This window comes from Gordonia hydrophobica NBRC 16057, assembly GCF_001592365.1.
Lineage (GTDB): Bacteria > Actinomycetota > Actinomycetes > Mycobacteriales > Mycobacteriaceae > Gordonia > Gordonia hydrophobica.
Genome location: NZ_BCWU01000004.1, coordinates 96,751 through 118,637, shown reverse-complemented (window position 1 = coordinate 118,637; position 21,887 = coordinate 96,751). Strand labels below are relative to the sequence as shown.

At 68.2% G+C, this 21,887-nt stretch carries 15 protein-coding genes and 1 riboswitch; of the genes, 6 read left to right on the top strand and 9 right to left on the bottom strand.

Features of this window, described 5'->3' with window-relative positions; all coding sequences use genetic code 11:
• Positions 1 to 66: 66 nt before the first annotated feature.
• The gene (locus GH2_RS08355) at positions 67 to 3,588 is read right to left on the bottom strand and encodes a bifunctional proline dehydrogenase/L-glutamate gamma-semialdehyde dehydrogenase (protein WP_066165812.1); all 3,522 of its coding nucleotides are present in this window, start codon (positions 3,586 to 3,588) and stop codon (positions 67 to 69) included.
• Between the two features lie 106 nt (positions 3,589 to 3,694).
• On the opposite strand from GH2_RS08355, the gene GH2_RS08350 reads away from it, so the two are divergent.
• Together GH2_RS08350 and GH2_RS22125 are read left to right on the top strand one after the other, a co-directional pair.
• Positions 3,695 to 5,323 carry a PucR family transcriptional regulator gene (locus GH2_RS08350; RefSeq protein WP_066165810.1) on the top strand — a complete coding sequence of 543 codons (1,629 nt, stop codon included), beginning with the start codon at positions 3,695 to 3,697 and terminating at the stop codon, positions 5,321 to 5,323.
• A gap of 212 nt (positions 5,324 to 5,535) precedes the next feature.
• Positions 5,536 to 7,098 (top strand): PGRS repeat-containing protein, encoded by a 1,563-nt coding sequence (locus tag GH2_RS22125; RefSeq protein ID WP_157086039.1) that lies wholly within the window; start codon positions 5,536 to 5,538, stop codon positions 7,096 to 7,098.
• A 210-nt stretch (positions 7,099 to 7,308) separates the two neighbouring features.
• Here the strand turns inward: GH2_RS22125 and GH2_RS22260 are convergent, their stop codons facing one another.
• Positions 7,309 to 7,710 (bottom strand): short-chain fatty acyl-CoA regulator family protein, encoded by a 402-nt coding sequence (locus GH2_RS22260; RefSeq protein ID WP_372434453.1) that lies wholly within the window; start codon positions 7,708 to 7,710, stop codon positions 7,309 to 7,311.
• Between the two features lie 11 nt (positions 7,711 to 7,721).
• On the opposite strand from GH2_RS22260, the gene prpD reads away from it, so the two are divergent.
• Positions 7,722 to 9,224, top strand: a complete 1,503-nt coding sequence (gene prpD / locus GH2_RS08335; RefSeq protein ID WP_066165800.1) for a 2-methylcitrate dehydratase PrpD — start codon at positions 7,722 to 7,724, stop codon at positions 9,222 to 9,224.
• 71 nt (positions 9,225 to 9,295) lie between these two features.
• Positions 9,296 to 9,901, top strand: a complete 606-nt coding sequence (locus tag GH2_RS08330; RefSeq protein ID WP_066165797.1) for an NUDIX hydrolase — start codon at positions 9,296 to 9,298, stop codon at positions 9,899 to 9,901.
• A gap of 24 nt (positions 9,902 to 9,925) precedes the next feature.
• Here the strand turns inward: GH2_RS08330 and GH2_RS08325 are convergent, their stop codons facing one another.
• Positions 9,926 to 11,581, bottom strand: a complete 1,656-nt coding sequence (locus GH2_RS08325) for an FMN-binding glutamate synthase family protein (protein WP_066165794.1) — start codon at positions 11,579 to 11,581, stop codon at positions 9,926 to 9,928.
• 102 nt (positions 11,582 to 11,683) lie between these two features.
• Positions 11,684 to 13,984 carry a 5-methyltetrahydropteroyltriglutamate--homocysteine S-methyltransferase gene (metE, locus tag GH2_RS08320; RefSeq protein WP_066165790.1) on the bottom strand — a complete coding sequence of 767 codons (2,301 nt, stop codon included), beginning with the start codon at positions 13,982 to 13,984 and terminating at the stop codon, positions 11,684 to 11,686.
• Between the two features lie 75 nt (positions 13,985 to 14,059).
• A riboswitch (cobalamin riboswitch) is annotated at positions 14,060 to 14,276 on the bottom strand.
• Between the two features lie 239 nt (positions 14,277 to 14,515).
• Between metE and GH2_RS08315 the strand changes: the two genes are divergently transcribed.
• Positions 14,516 to 14,965 carry a hypothetical protein gene (locus GH2_RS08315; RefSeq protein ID WP_239588583.1) on the top strand — a complete coding sequence of 150 codons (450 nt, stop codon included), beginning with the start codon at positions 14,516 to 14,518 and terminating at the stop codon, positions 14,963 to 14,965.
• 134 nt (positions 14,966 to 15,099) lie between these two features.
• Positions 15,100 to 16,494 carry an amino acid permease gene (locus GH2_RS08310; protein WP_372434452.1) on the top strand — a complete coding sequence of 465 codons (1,395 nt, stop codon included), beginning with the start codon at positions 15,100 to 15,102 and terminating at the stop codon, positions 16,492 to 16,494.
• Between the two features lie 14 nt (positions 16,495 to 16,508).
• On the opposite strand, the gene GH2_RS08305 is transcribed toward GH2_RS08310, so the two are convergent.
• The 5 genes from GH2_RS08305 to GH2_RS08285 form a co-directional block, all read right to left on the bottom strand.
• Positions 16,509 to 16,865: a hypothetical protein gene (locus tag GH2_RS08305; protein ID WP_066165785.1), complete on the bottom strand. Its 357-nt coding sequence runs from the start codon at positions 16,863 to 16,865 to the stop codon at positions 16,509 to 16,511.
• Positions 16,866 to 16,967: 102 nt separating this feature from the next.
• Positions 16,968 to 18,773, bottom strand: a complete 1,806-nt coding sequence (locus GH2_RS08300) for an acetyl/propionyl/methylcrotonyl-CoA carboxylase subunit alpha (protein WP_066165782.1) — start codon at positions 18,771 to 18,773, stop codon at positions 16,968 to 16,970.
• Positions 18,774 to 18,981: 208 nt separating this feature from the next.
• Entirely contained in the window at positions 18,982 to 20,445 is a 1,464-nt protein-coding gene (locus tag GH2_RS08295) for a condensation domain-containing protein (protein WP_066165779.1), read from the bottom strand.
• A 16-nt stretch (positions 20,446 to 20,461) separates the two neighbouring features.
• Complete coding sequence (locus GH2_RS08290; RefSeq protein WP_066165776.1) at positions 20,462 to 20,887, bottom strand: SufE family protein; 426 nt, start codon at positions 20,885 to 20,887, stop codon at positions 20,462 to 20,464.
• Between the two features lie 49 nt (positions 20,888 to 20,936).
• Complete coding sequence (locus GH2_RS08285) at positions 20,937 to 21,827, bottom strand: sulfurtransferase (RefSeq protein WP_066165773.1); 891 nt, start codon at positions 21,825 to 21,827, stop codon at positions 20,937 to 20,939.
• Positions 21,828 to 21,887 lie beyond the last annotated feature (60 nt).

Below are 21,887 nucleotides of genomic sequence, written 5' to 3'. Positions count from 1 at the left end.
GCATTCATCTCCTCGAGGTGGTGCCGGGCGGGCCGACGGGGCGCGGACGAGCGATGGCAACGATAGTCACGGTCGCGTCAACTCTGCGGCCAGTTCGATGAATGCCCGATCAGTGTTACCGAAGCGATGCAGCGTCATGGAGACGGACTGCTCGTGCAACCAGTACCGCAACTCCACTCGGCCTGCCGCCGTCACCGCGTCGTCGAGGAGTGCGATCTCGGGCCGACCCGACAGCAGGTCCCGAAGTGCGGGGCTCGCCGGTTCGGCCAGGCGGATGCGCGAGATGCCGCGACCGGTCACCGCAGCGACGAGTTCTCGGTCGCCGGCGGGCGCGGTCACCACCACGCCGAGGCGACGGGCCGCATCGAGCACCGCTGCCGTCGCGGCGTCCAGCCCGGGTTCGGGCACCACGGTGATCGGTGACCCCGTGCGACGGGCCGCGGCGATCAGCCGAGCAATACGCACGGGAACGGAGGCCGCGGTGACGCGCAGAGCGACGGCCGTCGGGCGGTAGCGGAAGATGTTCGCTTCGCCGATCAGTGCCGTCTCGTCGCGCGCGGTGCTGAACTCGGCGTCCCAGGCGCGGTCGTCGTCGGCCAGTGCGGTGCGCAACCAGGTCGTGTCGACGCCGTCGACGATGCCGGCGACACCGGTCGCGAACGCGGCGAGGTCGGGCAGTCGTGGTGCGGCGGTCGGCGCACCGATCTCGGCTTCGCGGTCGGCCCAGGACCCGAACAGCATCAGATAATTGGGGCCGCCCGCCTTGGACCCCAGCCCCACCGACGATCGCTTCCAGCCGCCGAACGGCTGCCGTCGGACGATGGCGCCGGTGATACCGCGGTTCACGTACAGGTTGCCCGCCTCGACGCGCTCGAGCCAGGTGCGCACGTCACGCGGCTCGCGTGAGTGCAGGCCGGCGGTGAGGCCGAAGTCGGTGGCGTTCTGCAGAGCGATCGCCTCGTCCAGGCTCTCCGCACGCATCAGTCCGAGGACCGGACCGAAGCACTCGGTGAGGTGGAAGAACGACCCGGGGGCCACGCCGTTCTTGATGCCGGGTGACCACAGGCGCCCTGATTCGTCGAGACGGCGGGGGCGCAACAGCCAGCTCTCGCCGGGCTCGAGTGTGGTGAGTGCGCGCAGGAGTTTGTCTCTGGGCTCCTCGGTCAGCGGGCCGATGGTGGCCGCGAGATTCCGCGGCCAGTCGACGACGGCCGAGGTCGCGGCGTCCACCAACTGTCGGCGGAAGCGCTCGGAGCGGTACGTGCTGCCGACCAGGATGCCGAGCGACGCCGCCGAGCACTTCTGCCCGGCGTGGCCGAACGCGCTGTGGACGAGGTCGGAGACGGCGAGATCGCGGTCGGCGGACGGCGTCACGATGAGTGAGTTCTTGCCGGACGTCTCAGCATTGATCCGCAGGTCCGCCCGCCAAGAGGCGAACAGGCTCGCGGTCTCCGACGCGCCGGTCAGGATGACCCGATCGACGTCGGGGTGGCTGATCAGTGCTCGACCGGCGGGCCCTTCGTCGGGGAAGACGCCTTGACATGCGTCGCGGGGGACACCCGCGTCCCACAGGGCCTCCAGGATCGCCATCGAGCAGTGCGGGGTCGGCTTCGACGGTTTGTGAATCACGGCGGCGCCCGCGGCCAGTGCGGCGAACGTACCGCCGGCCGGGATCGCGATCGGGAAGTTCCACGGTGGGGTCACGACGATCACGCGGTCGGGGCTGAAGGCCGCCGGGAGGTCGTCGAGTTCGAGCGCTCGATGGGCGTAGTAGCGGGCGAAGTCGATGGCCTCGGAGATCTCCGGATCCGTCTGCGCGACGGCCTTTCCGGCCTCCGCGGCAGCCAAGGAGACCAGATGGCCGCGTCGACGTCCGAGAATGTCGGCGGCGCGATAGAGGATGGCCGCCCGCTGCGCGGCGGGCCGCGTCGCCCACTGGGCAGCGGCGGTGCGGGCACGCGACACCACGGCGTCGACCTCGTCGGCCGTGACACGTGCAGGCACGGGCTGTGCGGCGAGCCACGCGGGAGTCGCGACGGCGATCGCGTCGCGTGCCCACTCCTGGTTGGCGGGCAGCGCGGCGTTGGTGTCGGGTTCGTTCGCGAATGCGGGGAGCCCGAGTGCGGCGTCGAACGGGGGAGTCTGGTCGACGCGACGATCCTGCGTGTGGCGAGGACTCGGGGCGTCGTACCCGGTGGCCGACAAGTGTCGTGCCACCTCGGCGACGGCGTCGGTGAACCGCCCGGCCTCGCGCCGGTACATGGCGCTGCCCGGCGTCAACGCGAAGATTCCGGACATGAAGTTCTGCGACGAGGCGTTCTCCTCGAGGCGGCGGACCAGATACGAGATCGCGACGTCGAACTCCGCCGGCTTCACCGTCGGCACGTACAGCAGCAGTCGACCGACGTCCTGCGAGAGCACCTCGGCCTGCTCGGCAGCCATGCCCTGCAGCATCTCGAACTCGACGCGACGCGAGACACCGCGGCTGTCGGCCAGCAGATGCGCGAAGGCGATGTCGAAGAGGTTGTGGCCCGCCACGCCGACCCGCAGGCCGCGCATGTTCTCCGGCCGCAGCAGCCAGTGCAGGACCAGTTTGTAGTTCGCGTCGGTGGCGGTCTTCGATGGACAGGTGACCTGCGGCCAGCCGGCGAGTTCGGCGTGGACGGTCTCCATCGCCAGGTTGGCGCCCTTGACCAGTCGGACCTTGATGCCCGCGCCGCCCTCGGCGACTCGACGGGTCGCGAACTCCGCGAGGCGCTGCATGGCGCCGAGGGCGTCGGGCAGATACGCCTGCAGCACGATGCCCGCCTCGACGTGCTGAAGTTCGGGCAGACTCAGCAGCCGGGTGAACACCGCGATGGTGAGTTCCAGGTCTCGATACTCCTCCATGTCCAGGTTGATGAACTTGGTGCCCGCGGGCGCGTTGGCGGCCTCGAGATACAACGGGGTCAGTCGGCGGACGACGTACTCGACCGTCTCGTCGAACGCCCACATGGAGATCTGCGAGGCGACCGACGAGACCTTGATCGAGATGTAGTCGACGTCGCGGCGGCGCAGGAGGGCCTGAGCGTCGGCGAGGTGGTTGTCGGCCTCGGTGTCGCCGAGGACCGCCTCGCCGAGTGGATTGATGTTGAGTCGGTGTCCACCGGCGCGGAGCGCAGCGACGGCCTTGGTGAACCGGCGGTCGCGGGCGTCGACGATCATGTGACCGACCATGGCGCGCATCCGGGCGCGCGCAGCCGGGACGACGATCTTCCCGAGCGTGGGCGCCACGGTGCCGCCCACGCTGATCTGCAGGCGATCGAGCCGGTCCAACGTCGCGGGGACGTCGTCGGCGAGTTCGGCCAGTGCCTGTGCCGCCGCGGCGGTGTCCTCGGTGCCGATCACGCGGTCGACGAACCCGACGGTGAAGTCGAGCCCGTGCGGATCGGACAGGACGGCGGCGAGTCGTCGTGCCGACGCGTGGGGCCGCACGTGCGCGGCCTCGCTGTCTCGGAGCCAGCGGGTCACGAGTGTCTCCGATTCGCGGGCCAGCCGGTGGAGTTCAGCGGTGGTCGTGGCGGGATCGAGGGCGTGCGCAGCGGTCATGGTGTCAGTAGACGACGCACGGCTACGCCGTGTCATTGTTCGATCGTACGAAGCCAAGGTCTGATCATTGTGCTGATGTCCGGTCTAAGTGGCACACTCTGCAGACATGGTGAGGGAGCCGTCCGTCGCGGCGATCGATGTGATCGCGGCGCTCGACACCGCGGTCGCCGAGGTGGCCGCAGCCCCCGATGGTGCGCAGTGGATTCGAGCGGTGTCGATCATCGATAGCGACGATCTCGCCGTCGCGGCCCAGCCGGTGACCGATGCCGTTCTGCTGGTCGGCGTCAGCGGCGACGAGGTGGTGGACTGGCTGCGTGGACTCGCCGATCCCGGACACGCGGCGCACCGTCCGGTCCTGATTCTCACCAAGGCTGCGGATCCGCGGTTCGGCGTCGCCGCTGCGGCGGCGAGCGTCGCGGTGGTGATCGTCGACGATCGGGCCCGGTGGGATCGGGTCCTCGCCACCGTCCAGGGAGTGCTGGACCGGGGCGTCGACGACGACGCGTCCGCGGAACTCGCACCCGGTGTGGACGTCGACCTGATCGGTCTGGTGGGTCTGGTCGCGCACGGCACGGGTGGGCTGGTGTCGATCGAGGACGCGACCAGTGCGCGCGTCCTCGCCTACTCGCCGTCGAGGGGAGAGGCCGACGACCTCCGCGTCCAGACGATCCTCGGTCGGGCGGGGCCACCCGGCTACCTCGACCTCCTGCGCCAGTGGGGTGTCTTCGACGCGATCCGGCGCGGCGGCGAGGTCGTGGACGTTCCCGAACATCCCGAGCAGGCCATGCGACGCCGACTGGTGGTCGGCGTGCACTCGGGTTCTGGCCGGCATCTGGGGTCCATCTGGGTACAGGAGGGCGCGGGACCGCTGACCGACGACGCCTCCGACGTCCTGCGCGGTGCGGCCGCGATCGCCGCGCGGATCCTGACGCGTGAGATGCAGGCGCCGTCGACGGAGGGGCAACTGGTGCAGCGTCTGTTCGGCGCGCACGGCGGGATCGACGCGTCGTCGGCCGGCGCCTATCTGCGGTGGCCCGTCGACGACCCGGTCGCCGTCATCGGGATCGCTCCGGTCGGCGGCGATGAGAGCAGGCAGGGCGAGGTGATGACGGCTGTGGGCGGGGCCCTGCGATTGCACGCCAGCGCGTTCGCGACAACAGCGTTGACCACGGTGCTCGACGGTCGCGCGTACCTGCTGCTGCCCGCGGTCCGATCGACAGCGCTCATCCGGTGGACCCGGGGACTGGTGACCCGGTTCGACGGCGATCCGATCCTTGCGGGCGCCGTCCTGCGGGCCGCGGTCGTCATGCCGCTTGCGGGACTCGCTGAGGTCTCGACCGGGCGCGTCGAAGTGGATCGGGTGCTGTCGGCGACGGCGTCGGACACCGAATCCGCTCGCGTGACGACTCTCGCCGAGTCGCGGACCGCGGTCCTGCTCGGGGAGATTCTGGCGGTCCTGTCTCAGCGCGACGACCTGACCGACCCGCGTCTGACGACACTCGTCGACTACGACGTCGAACACGACGGCGACCTCGTCCCTTCCGTCGCCGCCTACCTCGCCGCGCACGGCAACGTGCGGAACGCCGCCCGGACGCTCGGTGTCCACGCCAACACCCTGCGCTACCGGATCGACCGCGCTCAGCAACTCTCCGAGTTGCGGTTCGACGACGCCGACGACCGACTGCTCACCGAGATCGGGTTGGCGATTCGTGCCCGTTCGACGCGCCGGGATTAGCGGATTGGTTCCTGGCGAGCTTCGCCTACCGCCACCGCCGCTGTTCCACCGAACAGGTGATAACCGGTCAATACGGCCAATATTGCCCGGCGCACTGCCTACGGTGTTAGCACCGATCCCGATGCCGACCATCCGCCAACGGTCGTGGCCACGGATTGATCCGCGACGACTCCGTCGACGCACCGGCCGGTTTCTCACCGGAAGGCGCCACCATGTCAGGTCGACACCAAGCACATCCCTCGCATCCCTCCATCCGCACCGCGGGCGTCCGCAGCATTGCGCTCGCTTCCACCCTCGTCCTCGGCGGAGCCCTCGCAGCACCGGTCTCCGCCGCCACCAGCAATGCTGAAAACATCGAACCCGCGCGCACACTCGTCGAGTTGGCGAGGAATCTCGCTCCCGCACCGTCGGTGGGAAGCTCGCTCGGCGCAGTGCACAACCAGAACACCGGCACCACGCTGCGACAACTCCACGCCGCCGGAACGAACCCCGCGGCAAGCGCCGGCATCAAGAACCTCGCGCAGCGAGTCGACACCACCCTGCGCAACCTCACCGGCAACAGCCTCGCCGCGACCGCAGCGACCTTGAGCAACCCGAGGCCTCACACTGCGAACGTTGTTCCACCACTGCTGTTCAGCAACCCGATCACCACCCCACTCGCCACACCCACAGCACCCACCGCGGCGGCGGCACAACCAGTGCGCTCCACCCTCGTCACCGTCACCGACAGCGACGGGTTCACCCTCAACTTCATCATCTTCACCATCGGCTACAACCCCACTGCCAGCCCCGGCACCGGCGGCCTCCAACTCTCCGTCCTCGGCGTCCTCCTGGTCGGCGACGGTGCTGACGGCACCGCGGAATCCCCCAACGGCCAAAACGCAGGCCTCTTGTGGGGCAACGGCGGCAACGGCTACAACGGAACCGCCGGAACCGTGGGCACGGACGGTGTCGACAATGACTTTGGTCCCGGCGGGATGGGTGGGGACGGTACCAACGGAGGCAACGGAGGCAACGGAGGCAACGGCGGTTGGCTCTTTGGAACGGGTGGCAACGGCGGTAACGGAGGCAATGGAGGTAACGGGGGTAACGGAGGCAACGGCGGAGCCTCTCTCGTCGACGCCACTGGCGGCGACGGCGGCGACGGCGGCCAAGGCGGCACGGGCGGTACGTCCGGCCGTGGTGGCCTCCTTGGAGGGACCGGTGGGACAACCGGCCAGAGCGGACTCGTCGGCGACGGAGGCAATGGCGGCAACGGCGGCGTTCGCGGATACGGAGGAGGTGGCTCCGCGAACGGAGGGGCCGGGGGTGCCGGCTACCACGGCGGAGACGGCGGAGACGGCGGCACGTTAGTGGGCGAGGGAAATGTGGCCGGTGGAGACGGTGGAGACGGCGGAGCCGGCGGAATCGGCGTGGTTCAGGGAGGCAAGGGCGGTGACGGCGCGAACAGCGTCGGAGACCTCCAAGGCAACGGAGGCAACGGAGGCAACGGAGGCAGGGGAGGCGATGCATCGGCCCAGGACGGTATGGGCGGGGCTGGTGGCGACGGCGGTGACGTCAGCTCCTTCGACCAAGCCGGCAACGGAGGCAACGGTGGCAACGGTGGCAACGCTCCTTCCGGCACCGGGGGCGACGGCGGCAACGGTGGCACAGGCGCTGGGGGTGGAATGGATGGGTCCGGCGGCAACGGCGGCTACGGAGTGACCGGCGGAGCCGGGGGCGAAGGCGGACCCTTCGGTGGCGGCGGCAGCGACGGCATCAGCACTGGCCCCTGACGACATCGCACCCCGGTACACATCGAACCGTCCGCCCCGAGGATTTGCCTACGCACCCTCGGGAATCGAGGGGCGTTCTGACGGTAGCGCTCCTCGCACCGGATTGGTGAGGTACCTGATTGAGCCGATTGAGGAACATCGCCGGTCGGGCGATCCGCGGCCACTGTCGATGGTGGATCGGGAAATTGTCGGGTCGGGTGAGCTTCTCGGTCAACTCAGCGAGCGCAGGCCCCCTATTCCTCGCCATTCCGCATTCGCGTCAGCGCGCCGGGCGGTAGGGCACCGAGTCGCTGATCCGCTCGTCGATCGCGATGCCGTGGCCCAGCATGGGGAAGGCGCGCTGCGCGCAGTCGCGTAGACGAGTTCGTCGGCGTGCGCGAGATCGCACCCGAGACCGATGGAGAAGTCCGAAGGCGTCGACAGGTATCCGGCGGATCGGCCGCCGACGGTGCGAGCCAAGCAGAGTTCGCGTGCGGCCGCGTCGCCCGGACCTGCGAAGAAGTCGGCGGGCAGATCGAAGTCGCGGTGATCGCCAGCAGCAGGGGCGCGGTGATCGGACACCGATTCCTCTCGAATTGATTCAGGTCTTTCATTGCCATTGGTCTGCTGCATACGGTGCAAATGTGAGAAACCACGAAGTCCGTACCCGCCGCAGCGCGGAAGAGTTTCCGATCACCGACCACCTGGCGTACAAGATCGCTCAGGTGGCCGTCGACCCGGTCGCCGTCCCCGACGACACCGCCGCCATGATCGTGAACCGCATCATCGACAACGCGGCGGTCAGCGCCGCGTCCGTAGCTCGTCGCCCGGTCACCAGCGCGCGCAGGCAGGCCCAGACCAGACCGCTCGACGGCGGTTCGACGGTCTTCGGCATCGACGGTTCATATGCGCCGGAGTGGGCGACCTGGGCGAACGGCGTCGCCGTTCGTGAACTCGACTTCCACGACACGTTCCTGGCTGCCGAGTACTCACACCCCGGCGACAACATTCCGGCTCTGGTGGCCGTGGGACAGCGGGTCGGTGCGAGCGGCGCCGATCTGATCCGCGGTCTCGCGACGGCCTACGAGATCCAGATCGACCTGGTGCGCGGCATGTGCTTGCACGAGCACAAGATCGACCACGTGGCGCACCTCGGTCCGTCGGTCGCCGCCGGCCTGGGAACCATGTTGGGGCTCGACGTCGACACCGTCTACCAGGCGGTGGGACAGGCCTTGCACTTGACGACCGCAACCCGTCAGTCACGCAAGGGGCTGATCTCCAGCTGGAAGGCGTACGCGCCGGCGCACGCAGGCAAGATCGCCGTTGAGGCCGTCGACCGTGCCATGCGCGGCGAGGGTGCACCGTCCCCGATCTGGGAGGGCGAGGACGGCGTCATCGCCTGGCTGCTGGGCGGACCCGAGGCTCGCTACACCATTCCGCTGCCCGACGCCGGCGAGCCGAAGCGCGCCATCCTCGACTCGTACACCAAGGAACACTCGGCCGAGTATCAGAGCCAGGCGCCGATCGATCTCGCTCGCCGCCTGCGCGATCGGATCGGTGACCTGGGCCGGATCGAGTCGATCGTGCTGCACACCAGCCATCACACCCATTACGTGATCGGCACCGGATCGAACGATCCGCAGAAGTTCGATCCGACGGCGAGCCGTGAGACGCTCGATCACTCGGTGATGTACATCTTCGCCGTTGCGCTGCAGGACGGTGAATGGGATCACGAGCGTTCGTACGCGCCCGAACGCGCCGCTCGCCCGGACACGGTGGAGCTGTGGAAGAAGATCTCGACGGTCGAGGATCCTGAGTGGACTCGCCGCTATCACTCGAGCGATCCTCGCGAGAAGGCCTTCGGTGCGCGCGCGGTCATCACGCTGGCAGGCGGTGAGGTCATCGAAGACGAGCTCGCCGTCGCCGACGCGCATCCGCTGGGGGCCCGGCCGTTCGCCCGTGAGCAGTATCTGGCGAAGTTCGCCCGCATGGCCGACGGCGTCGTCGATCCGGCCGAGCAGGAGCGGTTCACTGCTGCCGTGACCGGCCTCGCCGGGATTCCGGCCGGCGGGCTGGAGGCACTCAACGTCCGCGTTATCGCTGACGTCCTCGCCTCCGCTCCCGAGACTGGACAGGGGATTCTCTGACGGCTCCGGGCGACCCGGCCGGAACGCGATGTGGTGGCAGCGGCCGGGGACGCGCAGGGTAGAGATGAAGCATGGACATCACGCGGCAGGTGGCGCAGGAGCGAGTCGAGCACTGGGACCGGAGGGTGATCGTCGATCCCGAAGGTCGGCTGCGTCGGTCGGCGGTCGCCATCACGGTGGTGCGCCGCGGCGACACTCACGGCATCTACATCGCGCGACGACCGGCCACGCTGCGGAACCACTCGTACCAGTTCGCGCTTCCCGGCGGTCGACTGGATCCAGGGGAGACCACGACGCAGGCAGCGCTTCGAGAGCTCCATGAGGAGATCGGCATCGACCTGGGCGACGACGCCGTGCTCGGACTGCTGGACGACTATGAGACGCGATCGGGCTACCTGATGACCCCGGTGGTGTGCTGGGTGGACGACGACCCGGCGGTGACGCCGAGCCCGGACGAGGTGCACCAGCTCTTCTTCGTGACCTTCGACGAACTGCGCCGTCCACCGATCTTCAGTTCCATCCCGGAGTCGCCGAGGACGCTGGTCGCGCTCAACATCGCGGGAACCGTGGTGCACGCACCGACCGCCGCCGTGATCTACCAGTTCGCCGAAGCCGTTCTCGCCGGTCGGGCGACGCGCGTCCACGATCTGGAGCAGCCGGTCTTCGCCTGGAAGTGAGGCGCCCGACCGCACAGTGCGGGTTCACACCGCCAGGCGCGGTGCGAGGCCCTCGTGAGTCGGGACTCGGCGAGACGGGTCGGGGATGTGCTCGGCGGTCAGCACGAACGTCTCGGCGCGTGAGCACTCCCAGTCGCGGAGCCACGAGTCCGGCGGGTCGTCGAGCAATTGCCCCGGCGTGAGCCACTCGTAGATGTCCGCATACGACTGCGACTCGTTGGGGCTCATCGTCCGCATCAGCATTGACGGATGCAGATCGTCGAAGTCGTCCAACCCCATCGACGCCACGAGTTGCTTCGCGTTCTCCACCACGTGTCGTTGGAAGTTGTAGACCCGTTCGGTCTTGTCCGGAACGTTCAACGCCCGCGCGCGGCGCGGATCCTGGGTCGCGACGCCGACCGGGCACTTGTTGGTGTGGCAGACCTGCGCCTGAATGCACCCCACCGCCATCATCATGGCTCGGGCGGCGAGCGTGAAATCGGCGCCCTGGATCACCCGTTTGACGATGTCGATGCCGTTGGTGATCTTGCCCGACGCCCCGACCCGGATCTGATCGCGCAGCCCGGTTCCGACGAGGGCGTTGTGCACGGTCATCAGCCCCTGGGTCAGCGGCATGCCGACGTTGTCCGCGAATTCGATGGGCGCCGCACCGGTTCCGCCCTCGGCGCCGTCGACGATGATGAAGTCAGGCGCGATCCCGGTGCTGCGGATGGCTTTACAGATGCCGAGGAACTCGCTGCGCGAACCGAGGCACAACTTGAAGCCGACCGGCTTGCCGCCGGACAGCTCGCGCAGTTGTGCGACGAACTCGCACAATCCGATGGGTGTGTGGAACGCGCTGTGCGACGGTGGCGAGACCACGGTCTCGCCGACGGGCACGCCGCGCATCCGGGCGATCTCGGCGGTCACCTTCGCACCCGGCATCACCCCGCCCAGTCCGGGCTTGGCACCTTGAGACAGTTTGATCGAGATGCACTTGACCTGGGCGTGGGCGGCCTTCTCGCGGAACGCGTCGGGGTCGAAGTGGCCGTCGGCGGTACGGCAACCGAAATAGCCGGTGCCGATCTCCCAGATCAGATCACCGCCCGGTCGGAGGTGGTAGGGGGACAGTCCGCCCTCGCCGGTGTCGTGCGCGAATCCGCCGCGCGCCGCACCGCCGTTGAGCGCGAGAACGGCGTTCGCCGACAGTGAGCCGAAGCTCATCGCCGACACGTTGTACATCGCGATGTCGTACGGCTGGGTGCAGTCCGGACCGCCGATCCGTGCCCGGGGCACGCCTTCCGGTGCAGGCTGGGCGGCGATCGAATGCCGGACGTATTCGTAACCGACGGCGGTCACGTCGCGCTGCGTCCCGAACGGGTCGACGTCCTTGATGTTCTTGGCGCGCTCGTACAGCGTCGTGCGCGTCTCCCTGTCGTACGGTGTGCCGTCGGTGTCGCGCTCGACGAAGTACTGCTGGATCTCCGGTCGAATCGACTCCAGCAGAAACCGGAGGTGCCCGAGGACCGGGTAGTTCCGCAGAATGCTGTGGCGCGCCTGCACGAGGTCGTACACGCCGACCGCGCCGAGGAAGGCCACCGGCACCGTGAGGAACAGCCACCAGGGCGACACCATGAAGACCAGCAGCAACGACAGTGCGGAGACGATCCAGACCCCTATGACCGATAGCCACCGAAGCATGATGATCTCCTCACTGTCGTCGCTGAGTGCTGCGCGTCGTGGCGGACTCAGCCGTGTCGGACATACGGCCTCACCCTATGCCCGCGACGCCGCGCACCGCAGTCATCCGGCGAGGGCCGCGGCCTCCTCCCGAACGAGGACCGCCGCCGCGACCATGCGTCGCAACGCCGCCGTCACCTCGTCTGTCCGGCGGGTCTTGAGACCGCAGTCGGGATTGATCCACAGCCGTTCGGCCGACACCGCCTGCAGTGCTTCGCGGAGTGAGTCGGCGATCTCATCGGTGCTCGGAACACGCGGTGAGTGGATGTCGTACACGCCCGGGCCCACCTGGTTCGCGAAGCCGGCCTCGTTCAGATCGTCGAGGATCTCCATGTGCGAGCGCGCGGCCTCGATGGAGGTGACGTCAGCGTCGAGCGCCGCGATCGCACCGATCACCTCGCCGAACTCCGAGTAGCACAGATGCGTGTGCACCTGCGTGGCGTCGGCGACACCACCGGTCGCGATGCGGAACGACGTGATCGCCCAGTCGAGATAGGCGTCACGGTCGGCGGCCCGCAGGGGCAGCAGCTCGCGCAGCGCAGGCTCGTCCACCTGGATGATGGGGACGCCGGCGCGTTCCAGATCGACGGTCTCGTCGCGGATCGCCAAGGCGACCTGGCGCGCGGTCACCGCCGCAGGCTGATCGTCGCGCACGAACGACCACGCGAGGATGGTCACCGGACCGGTCAGCATGCCCTTCACCGGTCGACTGGTCAGCGACTGCGCATAGGTGGTCCAGCCGACCGTCATCGGCGTCGGGCGCGCGACGTCGCCGAACAGGATCGGCGGGCGCACGCACCGCGAACCGTACGACTGCACCCAGCCGTTCGCGGTGGCGAAGAATCCGTCGAGCTGCTCGGCGAAGTACTGCACCATGTCGTTGCGTTCCGGCTCGCCGTGGACGAGAACGTCGAGCCCGGCCTTCTCCTGCAGCTCGATCACGTCGGCGATCTCGCGTTGGATCCGATTCCGGTACTTGCAGGCGTCGATGCTGCCGGTGCGCAGGGCGTGGCGGGCCTGACGGATCGCGGACGTCTGCGGGTACGAGCCGATGGTCGTGGTCGGCAGGACGGGCAGATTCAAGGCGGCGTCCTGCAGCGGTCGACGTGCGCTCGCGGTGGTCCGCGTCCAATCCGCGGGTTCCAGCGCGTCGAGCCGATCGTGGACTGCGGCGACGTGGAGCCGCGGATCGGTGGCCCGTGTCGCGAGGGCGAGTCGCGCGGCCTCGAACTGGCCGGCCTGGTCGTCGCGTCCGTGCACCAGTGCACGCGACAGCGTTGCGACCTCGGCGAACTTCTCGTCGGCGAAGGCCAGCCACCCGGCGAGCGCGGCGTCGAGCTGAGATTCACCGCGCAGCGTGTACGGCACGTGCAGGGTGGAGCACGAGGTGGAGACGGCCAGCGAGCCGACGTGCGGGCGCAGCGCCGTCAGGGCGTCGAGCGCGCGGTCGAGGTCGGTGCGCCAGACGTTGCGACCATCGACGACGCCCGCGACGACGAGCTTGTCCGCCAGGTCCGCCGCGACCACGGAGTCCGCGGTTCCTGCGACGAGGTCGACCCCCACCGCGTCGACGGCGGTGCGGCCGAGTGCTGCGAGCCGGTCGCCCGCCTCGCCGAAGTAGGTCTGCACCAGCAGGCGCGGTCGTGCCGATGCCGCCGACAGCTCCGTGTAGACGCGCTCGGCGAGCTCGGCCAGTCCCTCGGCCTGGTCGGTGACCAGGGTCGGCTCGTCGAACTGGACCCACTGCGCCCCGCCCTCGGCCAGCTGTGCGAGCAGCTCCACGTACAGGGGGAGCAGGTCGTCGATCCGCGACAGCGGCGCCTGCGCGCCGCCCACTGCCTTCGACAGTGCGAGGAAGGTGATCGGGCCAATCACCACGGGCCGTGCCGGAACGCCGAGGGCGCGCGCCTGCGCGAGCTCGTTCAGGACGGCGGTCGCGTCGACGGCGAACGACGTGTCCGGACCGATCTCCGGCACCAGGTAGTGATAGTTCGTGTCAAACCACTTGGTCATCTCCAGCGGGGCCACCTCGTCGGTGCCGCGGGCGGCCGCGAAGTAGCGGTCGAGCGGATGGGCGATTCCCGCGACGCGCGGCGGCAAGGCGCCGAGCAGCACCGCGGTGTCGAGCATCTGGTCGTAGTACGAGAACGTGTTGACCGGGACCGAATCGAATCCCGCCTGTACCAGCTGATTCCAGCTGTCGCGGCGGATGCCGTCTGCGGTCTGGGTCAGCGCAGCGGCGTCGATCCGACCGGCCCAGTACGCCTCGACGGCGCGCTTGAGTTCGCGGTTCGCACCGATCCGGGCGACGCCGGGGACGGTTGCGTGGAAGGTGGTGTTGGTGCGTGTCTTGTCGTCAGACATGACTGATTCTTCTCTCCTGCATGAGTTCGTCACGACTGTCGCCCGTGGCCGCGGGGCGAACAATCATCGGATGCGGCGCATCCGATGCATCAGGCAGGTCTTCGGGCTCGTCGGCGCGTGAGCCTGAGGAAAGACAGAGCCCACTTCTACTGGCCGTCGCTTGCCAGGGCCGATGCCGGGGCGGCGGCGGCCTGGTGCGTGTGACGGCGGTCGTTCCGACATACCGCTGCGGGTCAGCTCCGGGTTCTCACCGGATTCCCTCTTCGCGGGCGGACACCGCATCGGCGGTGTTCTCGCGTCGACGCCCGGAGACGAGAAGCAGGGGCTCCATAGTTATCTCGACCGGGCGAACCAGTTGCAGAATCGATGTTAGACGAGCGAGTACGATTGGTCATCATGGCTACCGGTGGTGATTTAAACTCCGCTGTGCACAAGCGCCCAATCGCAGGAATCGTCCTCGTTGCCCGCGGAGATGAGCGTGTTCCTGCAGGTGAGAATGATGTTCCGGCTGCCGCACGACTGATGTCGCGCGTGTCAAGTCTGGGTGCGGGCGGATGCGACGAGATCTACATCGCGTTGGGATCGCGCGTGGTTCGAGCCCCCGACTCGTCGTCGACCACCCTCTATCTGCCCGAGTGGTACGACAGTCTGGACGCCTGCTCGACGGCGGCCTTGAACTTCGTCGATGAGCACCCCACGCTGTCCGGGGCCGTGGTGCAGACGCTGGACAGTCCGGACGTCGGCGAGGTGGCCGTCGAACGCGTCATCGAGGCGTCCGACGACTGCCCGAACACGATCTGCCGAGCCTCCTACGGCGGAAAGCCCGCGCAGCCGATCTATCTCGGCGCGGAACGGATTCGGCACGTGATCAGTCGGCTGGGCGCGGGCCTGTCGGCCGTGCACTACTTGATCGAGAACCGGGACGACGTGGTCCTCGTGGACTGCACCGACCTCGGGAACCCGGTCGACTCGCCGCTGTAGGCGCATCCTGCGTTGTTAGAATTCCTTGTTTGCCGTGGACGGTCGTGCCGTCACCGGCAGTAGCAGCCTTCCCAGAGTTCGATCGGCGCCGACCGTCCGGGTTCGGGGATTCGACACGCGACAGGGTTCGACACGTGACAGGGGAGCAGTTCGTGAACGGCGCAGCGCGGGAACTGAAGCGCGGACTCAGTGCACGGCACATCAGGTTCATCGCACTCGGCTCAGCGATCGGCACGGGGCTGTTCTACGGGTCAGCGGCCGCCATTCAGAAGGCCGGGCCGTCGGTCCTGCTCGCCTATCTGATCGGCGGCGCGATCATCTACCTGGTGCTGCGCGCGCTCGGGGAACTGTCGGTGCGCAGGCCCGTGGCCGGATCGTTCGGCGATTTCGCGACTGAGCACATCGGGCCGCTCGCCGGGTTTCTGACCGGGTGGACCTTCATCTTCGAGATGATCGTGGTCTGTCTCGCGGACGTCACGGCATTCGGCGTGTACATGGGCTTCTGGTTCCCGGAGGTGCCCCGGTGGGTGTGGGTGTTGGCGATCGTCTTCGTCATCGGCGCCGTGAACCTGTTCAGCGTCAAGGTCTTCGGTGAGTTGGAGTTCTGGTTCACCCTGGTGAAGGTCGCCGCGATCGTGGCGATGATCGCGGGCGGTGCCGCCATTCTGATCTGGGGCTTCGGCGTTCACGACACCGACAGCGGGCTGTCGAACCTGTGGGTCGACGGCGGGTTCATGCCGAACGGCGTCGGCGGGTTTCTCGCCAGCTTCGCCGTCGTGATGTTCGCCTTCGGCGGCAGCGAGATCATCGGCATCACCGCGGGCGAGGCGGAGGATCCGAGCAGGACGATCCCTCAGGCGGTGAACACGGTTCCGGTCCGCATCCTGTTGTTCTACGTGTGCTCGCTGCTGGTGATCATGGCCATCATCCCGTGGAACCAGATCACGTCCGACCGCAGCCCGTTCGTGCAGATCTTCTCCGCGCTCGGCGTCGGCCCGGCAGCGACCGTGCTCAACGTCGTGGTGATCACGGCGGCGCTCTCGGCGATCAACAGCGACGTCTTCGGTGCGGGCCGCATGATGTACGGCCTGGCGTTGCGCGGACAGGCGCCGACGATCTTGACGAGGGTGTCGCGCAACGGGGTCCCGTGGTTCACCGTGGCGATCATGGTGGTCGCCTTGCTGATCGCCGTCGTCCTCAACGCGGTGATCCCGGAGTCGGTCTTTCTGATCATCGCCTCGATCGCCACGTTCGCGACCATCTTCGTCTGGGCAATGATCCTGCTGTCGCAGTATCGCTCACGCCGCGCCATGACCGAGCAGGAGCAGCGTGACCTGGCTTTCGGCGTGCCGTTCTGGCCGTACGGTCAGCTCCTCGCGATCAGCTTCCTCGGCGTCGTCGCCCTGTTGGTGGCCTGGGATGCCGACACGCGCGTCGCCTTCGCGGTGGGCGCCGGGTGGTTGCTGGTCCTGACCGCGGCCTATTACGCGTTCGTGGTGCGCGGGAGAGCCGTCGACGGGGCGCAGTAGAGCAGAGGCGAGTATCAGCGACCCGGCAGTGCCGTGCGCAGGGGAGCGGGTTCCACGTCGAGGAGTGCGGCAGCGCAGCGCGTGGCCGGATCGACGGCCGCGGCGAGCGCGTCGTCGAATCCGTCTCGGGCGATGCCGGTCGTGACGCCGTCCGCGTCGACGCCGATCAACGCAGCGAGTTCGCCCGTGGTGGGCACGCACACCGCCCAGATCAGGCGGGACTCGTCGTCCCAGGCGGCATCGGCGTCGGCGACGTATCCGGCCGGATCGCCGACGCCCAACAGGGTCAGGGCGGGCACGTCGGACAGACGGTCGTCGTTGCGCAGGGCGCGCAGATACCAGGCGCCTGCATTCACTTCGACAGCTTCCACAGGAGTACTCCTTCGTCCACAAACGCTTTCTGCCGTACTCCATGGCCCGAATCAGGGCACGGAGTACGGCAGAAGGTCAGATTCGCGGTTGGACCGCTCGAATCACTTGATCTCGAGCAGGACGGTGCCCTGTGTGACGGCTGCGCCGGCCTCGGCGGACAGCCCGGTGACGGTGCCCGCCTTGTGTGCGGTCACGGGGTTCTCCATCTTCATGGCCTCCAGGACCACGACCAGATCGCCCTCTTCGACGGTGTCGCCCTCGGCCACCGAGACCTTGACGACGGTGCCCTGCATCGGCGCGGTCACGGCATCGCCGGAGACCGCGGCGCCGCCGCCCTTCTTGCGGGTGCGTGCCTTCGGCTTCTTGCGGACGGCTCCGTTGGAACCGCCGCCGAGCGCGAGGTCACCCGGGAGCGAGACCTCGACGCGACGACCGCCGACCTCGACCACGACCTTCTGGCGCGGTGACTCGTCCTCGTCGTCGATCGGCTCACCGCCGGTGTACGGCTCGATGGTGTTGTCCCACTCGTTCTCGATCCACTTGGTGTAGATATCGAACGTCTCGACGCCGTTCTCATCGGTGTGGCCGATGAAGGCGGGGTTGGAGACGATGTGACGGTCGAACGGAATGACCGTGGCGAGGCCTTCGACCTCGAACTCGGCCAGGGCGCGGCGGGCGCGCTCCAACGCCTGGGTGCGGTCGTTGCCGGTGACGATGAGCTTGGCGAGCATCGAGTCGAACTGGCCGCCGATGACGTCGCCCTCGCGGACGCCGGAGTCGACGCGGACGCCGGGGCCGGTGGGCTCGCGGTAGACCTTGATCGGGCCCGGGGCCGGGAGGAAGCCGCGGCCGGCGTCCTCACCGTTGATGCGGAACTCGAACGCGTGGCCGCGCGGAGCCGGATCCTCCTTGATCTGGAGCTCCTTGCCCTCGGCGATCAGGAACTGCTGGCGGACCAGGTCGATCCCCGCGGTCTCCTCGGTGATCGGGTGCTCCACCTGCAGGCGGGTGTTGACCTCCAGGAACGAGACGGTGTCGCCCTGAACGAGGTATTCGACGGTGCCTGCGCCGTAGTAGCCGGCCTCGAGGCAGATGGCCTTGGCAGAGCTATGGATGCGATCGCGCTGATCGTCGGTGAGGAACGGCGCCGGGGCCTCCTCGACGAGCTTCTGGAAACGACGCTGCAACGAGCAGTCGCGGGTGCCCGCGACGATGATGTTGCCGTGCTGGTCGGCGACGACCTGTGCCTCGACGTGGCGGGCCTTGTCCAGGTACTGCTCGACGAAGCACTCGCCGCGACCGAAGGCGGCGACGGCCTCGCGGGTGGCCGACTCGAACAGCTCCGGGATCTCCTCGATGGTGTGGGCGACCTTCATGCCGCGGCCGCCGCCACCGAACGCTGCCTTGATCGCGACCGGAACGCCGTACTCCTTGGCGAAGGCGACCACCTCGTCGGCGTCCTTCACCGGGTCCTTGGTGCCTGCTGCCATCGGCGCCTTGGCGCGTTCGGCGATGTGACGCGCGGTCACCTTGTCGCCCAGATCGCGGATCGACGCGGGCGACGGGCCGATCCAGGTGAGGTTCGCGTCGATGACAGCCTGCGCGAAGTCGGCATTCTCTGAGAGGAAGCCGTAGCCGGGGTGGATGGCGTCGGCGCCGGACTTGGCCGCGGCGTCGAGGATCTTGTCGAACACGAGGTACGACTCGGCCGAAGTCTGGCCGCCCAGTGCGAACGCCTCATCGGCCAGCTGCACGAACAGCGCGTCGGCATCCGGCTCGGCGTACACCGCGACGCTGGCGATGCCCGCGTCCTTGGCGGCGCGGATCACGCGCACGGCGATCTCACCGCGGTTGGCGATGAGGACCTTCTTGATGGTCGTCTGGCTGATCTCAGCGGAACTGGTCACTGGCACTCCTGTGGCCGCCGGGCGGCGGGCCGTTGTCGGGGACGGTGTTCACCATCCAGGGTCGACGGGCTGCGTCTCGTGCGGGGGCTTCCCGCTCGTGGCGTCTCACACGTTGTCCGCGAGGGGCGGACGACGTGATTTCCGCGACTCAGATTAACGCACCGAGCGATTGTTCGGTGCCGGGGATGTCACGAAGTCTGCAAATGGTTTACCCCGCTCCCGTGATACTCGCGAGTAATCGCGCAAACGCGTCGAGGAACGCCGGGACCCGGTCGGCTCCCTCCGCGGGGTACCGGGCATGCATGCGCAGACCGCCCGGTGTGCGGTTGACCCACACGTAAACCTCGTCGTCGGCGTAAGAATGGCTGCGTAGGACGCGGGCCAGGCCGGCGTCGGCGAGGTCGGCTCGCGGCGTCGCCCGGGTGTCCATGTACGACACCACCATGCTCGGGCTCCCGACGGCGCCTATGAGATCGGCCACACGAAGGAAAGGGAGTGCCGCGCCGTACTTGGATCGGGCGCATGCGTCGGTGCCGCGGCGTGCGGCTTCGGCGACCTCGGGGGAGTCGTGGATGTCGATCGACAGGGGAGTCAGACCGACGAACCAGCCGAGCGAATGGAGCCACCAGCGATCGGTGCGGGTGTGCTTGGGCATGATCACCACGAACTCGTCAGCAACGGTCGTCTCGCGGAAGGCGACCGACAGAACGCCGAGCAGCCCGCCGATGACGGACGCGTCCGATGTTGCGCAGAAGTCTTCGAAACGGCGCGACTGGGCGTCGTCGAGCAGCAGGCACGTCCGCGACGGCTGGCAGGGCTGCGGCGGTGCGGCCTCGGCGGTGCCGCCTGCGGGGCGGTGATCGACGACCGTCCGAACGGGCGCCGGTGTCAAGGCGTGGGCGGTCGCCGAGTCGTCCAGGAGCGGGTTGCGGGGAAATCGGCCGCCGTGGGGCGCGAGGAACGCGGACCAGACCTGGGCGGCGAGGTGGTCGGCGTCCGCCTGATCGGCCTCACGTCGCTGCGCGTCACTGAAATCCAGATAGCTGCCCGTCGGTTCCAGGACCGGTGGGCGTCGGACACGGGCGGCCCGATACAGCTCCGCGAGTTCGTACTGGGCGGTGACCAGCGAGTAGCCGTCGACCAGGGAGTGATCAGCGGCGAAGAGGAGGGTGAAGCTGCGCGGCCGGGCGACGGTCGCGAACCGGTAGGCCGGCCAGTGCAGAGGCGCCGTGGCGCGGTCGAACGATCCGGCGACCTGCTCCAGCAGGAGCGGGGTCTCGGTGTACCAGCCGATCCGCGACATCTTCAGGTGCACGGTGTCGCGCTCGGTCGAGTAACGCTCGGTCCGATAGTGAGCCTCATGATCGGCCTTCAGCACCACGTGCGTGCGAAGCACCTCGTGCCGGTTGATGTACGCGACCATCGCCGCCCGCACCGAGGGGATCGAGAGCGGCTCGTCGAACTCGATCGCGATGCCCAACCACGATTCGCGGCCACCCTCGCGATGTGTTCGTGCGCGATACTCGAAGGCCGAACGCAGATGCTCCTCGTGATTGTGGGAGGTCTCGCGTGCATCGCGACGCCAACTGCCGAGGCCGCCCGGCACAGCCGGGATCCATTCGACGAGTCCGCCCGGCTCGATCGGTGCATCGAGAATCTGAAGGAAATCCATTGCGCGGGAAGCGAGTTCAGGCTGCGGTCTGCTCTGTGACCTGACGCTTGATCCGGGTGATCATGCCGGCCATACCGTTCAAGCGGAGCGGGCTGATCACCGACGCCAGGCCGAGATCGTGAAAGAAGTCGCTCGGCACCGCGGTGATCTCCGCGGCCGTTGCACCGTCGAGTCCCTCATGCAGGATCGACGCGAAGCCGCGCGTGGTCGGCGCCTCGGGCGGTGCGCTGAAATACAAGCGCACCGCCGAGGGGTCCGACGCGTCGACCGACAGGAAGATCGGCGACTGGCACTCGGGAACCGGCTCCATCGCCTCCACCTGGAGCGAGTCCGGCAGGTCCGGAAGGTCGCCGGCGAACTCGAGCAACAGCGTCACCTTGTCGGGATCGGCGAGCTCGGCGAAGTCGGCGACGATCTCGGCGAGTGCATCGGGCAGCGACATGGAAACCTTCTCTGTACGGACCTGGTCGGTGGACACCGTTACCGGTGGATCAGTCGGCGACGGCGCCGGGCTCTTCGCCGACGGCGATGGGGACGCGCACACGATTGCCCCACTCGGTCCACGAACCGTCGTAGTTGCGCACGTTCTCGAAGCCGAGCAGGTACGTCAGGACGAACCAGGTGTGGCTGGAGCGCTCGCCGATGCGGCAGTACGCGATCGTCGGGGTCTTCGGATCCAGATCCGCGTAGACCTCCTTCAGCTCCTCCAGCTTGCGGAACCGGTGATCGGGCGCCGCAGCCTTGGCCCACGGGATCGAGACGGCAGTCGGGATGTGGCCGCCGCGCAGAGTGCCCTCCTGCGGGTAGTCCGGCATGTGGGTGCGTTCGCCGGTGTACTCCTGCGGGGAGCGCACGTCGATCAGCGGTGTGGTGCCGAGCTCTGCGATCACGGCATCGGCGTAGGCGCGGATCTTGGTGTCGTCGCGCTCGACCACCGGGTAGTCCGACGGCGGGTACACGGGAACCTCGAACGAGGTCTCGCGCTGCTCGTCCATCCACGCGTCACGGCCGCCGTCGAGGAGACGGACGTCCTCGTGACCGAAGAGCGTGAACACCCACAGGGCGTACGCCGCCCACCAGTTGCTCTTGTCCCCGTAGATGACGACGGTGTCGTCGCGGTTGATTCCCTTGTCCCGCATCAGGGCGGCGAACTGCTCGCCGTTGATGTAGTCGCGCGTCACCGGGTCGTTCAGATGCAGATGCCAGTCGACCTTCTGCGACGTCGGAATGTGTCCGATGTCGTAGAGGAGCACGTCCTCGTCCGACTCGATGATCTTGAGTCCCGGCGCCCCGAGGTGCGCCGACAACCATTCGGTCGTCACCAACCGTTCCGGATGTGCGAAGTTGGCGAATGCCGGGTTCGGATCAAATTCCACAGTCACTGAGGGTCTCCCGCCTCTGCTGATTCTCCCTACGCCGTAGCTGGCGCCACATTCAGCATA

Coding starts and splice junctions, on each gene's coding strand:
- GH2_RS08355 (WP_066165812.1), bottom strand. CDS start 3,588: ATGACCGCTGCGCACGCCCTCGATCCCGCCACGACCACCGCTGAACTC.
- GH2_RS08350 (WP_066165810.1), top strand. CDS start 3,695: ATGGTGAGGGAGCCGTCCGTCGCGGCGATCGATGTGATCGCGGCGCTC.
- GH2_RS22125 (WP_157086039.1), top strand. CDS start 5,536: ATGTCAGGTCGACACCAAGCACATCCCTCGCATCCCTCCATCCGCACC.
- GH2_RS22260 (WP_372434453.1), bottom strand. CDS start 7,710: ATGCAGCAGACCAATGGCAATGAAAGACCTGAATCAATTCGAGAGGAA.
- GH2_RS08330 (WP_066165797.1), top strand. CDS start 9,296: ATGGACATCACGCGGCAGGTGGCGCAGGAGCGAGTCGAGCACTGGGAC.
- GH2_RS08325 (WP_066165794.1), bottom strand. CDS start 11,581: ATGCTTCGGTGGCTATCGGTCATAGGGGTCTGGATCGTCTCCGCACTG.
- metE (WP_066165790.1), bottom strand. CDS start 13,984: ATGTCTGACGACAAGACACGCACCAACACCACCTTCCACGCAACCGTC.
- GH2_RS08295 (WP_066165779.1), bottom strand. CDS start 20,445: ATGGATTTCCTTCAGATTCTCGATGCACCGATCGAGCCGGGCGGACTC.
- GH2_RS08290 (WP_066165776.1), bottom strand. CDS start 20,887: ATGTCGCTGCCCGATGCACTCGCCGAGATCGTCGCCGACTTCGCCGAG.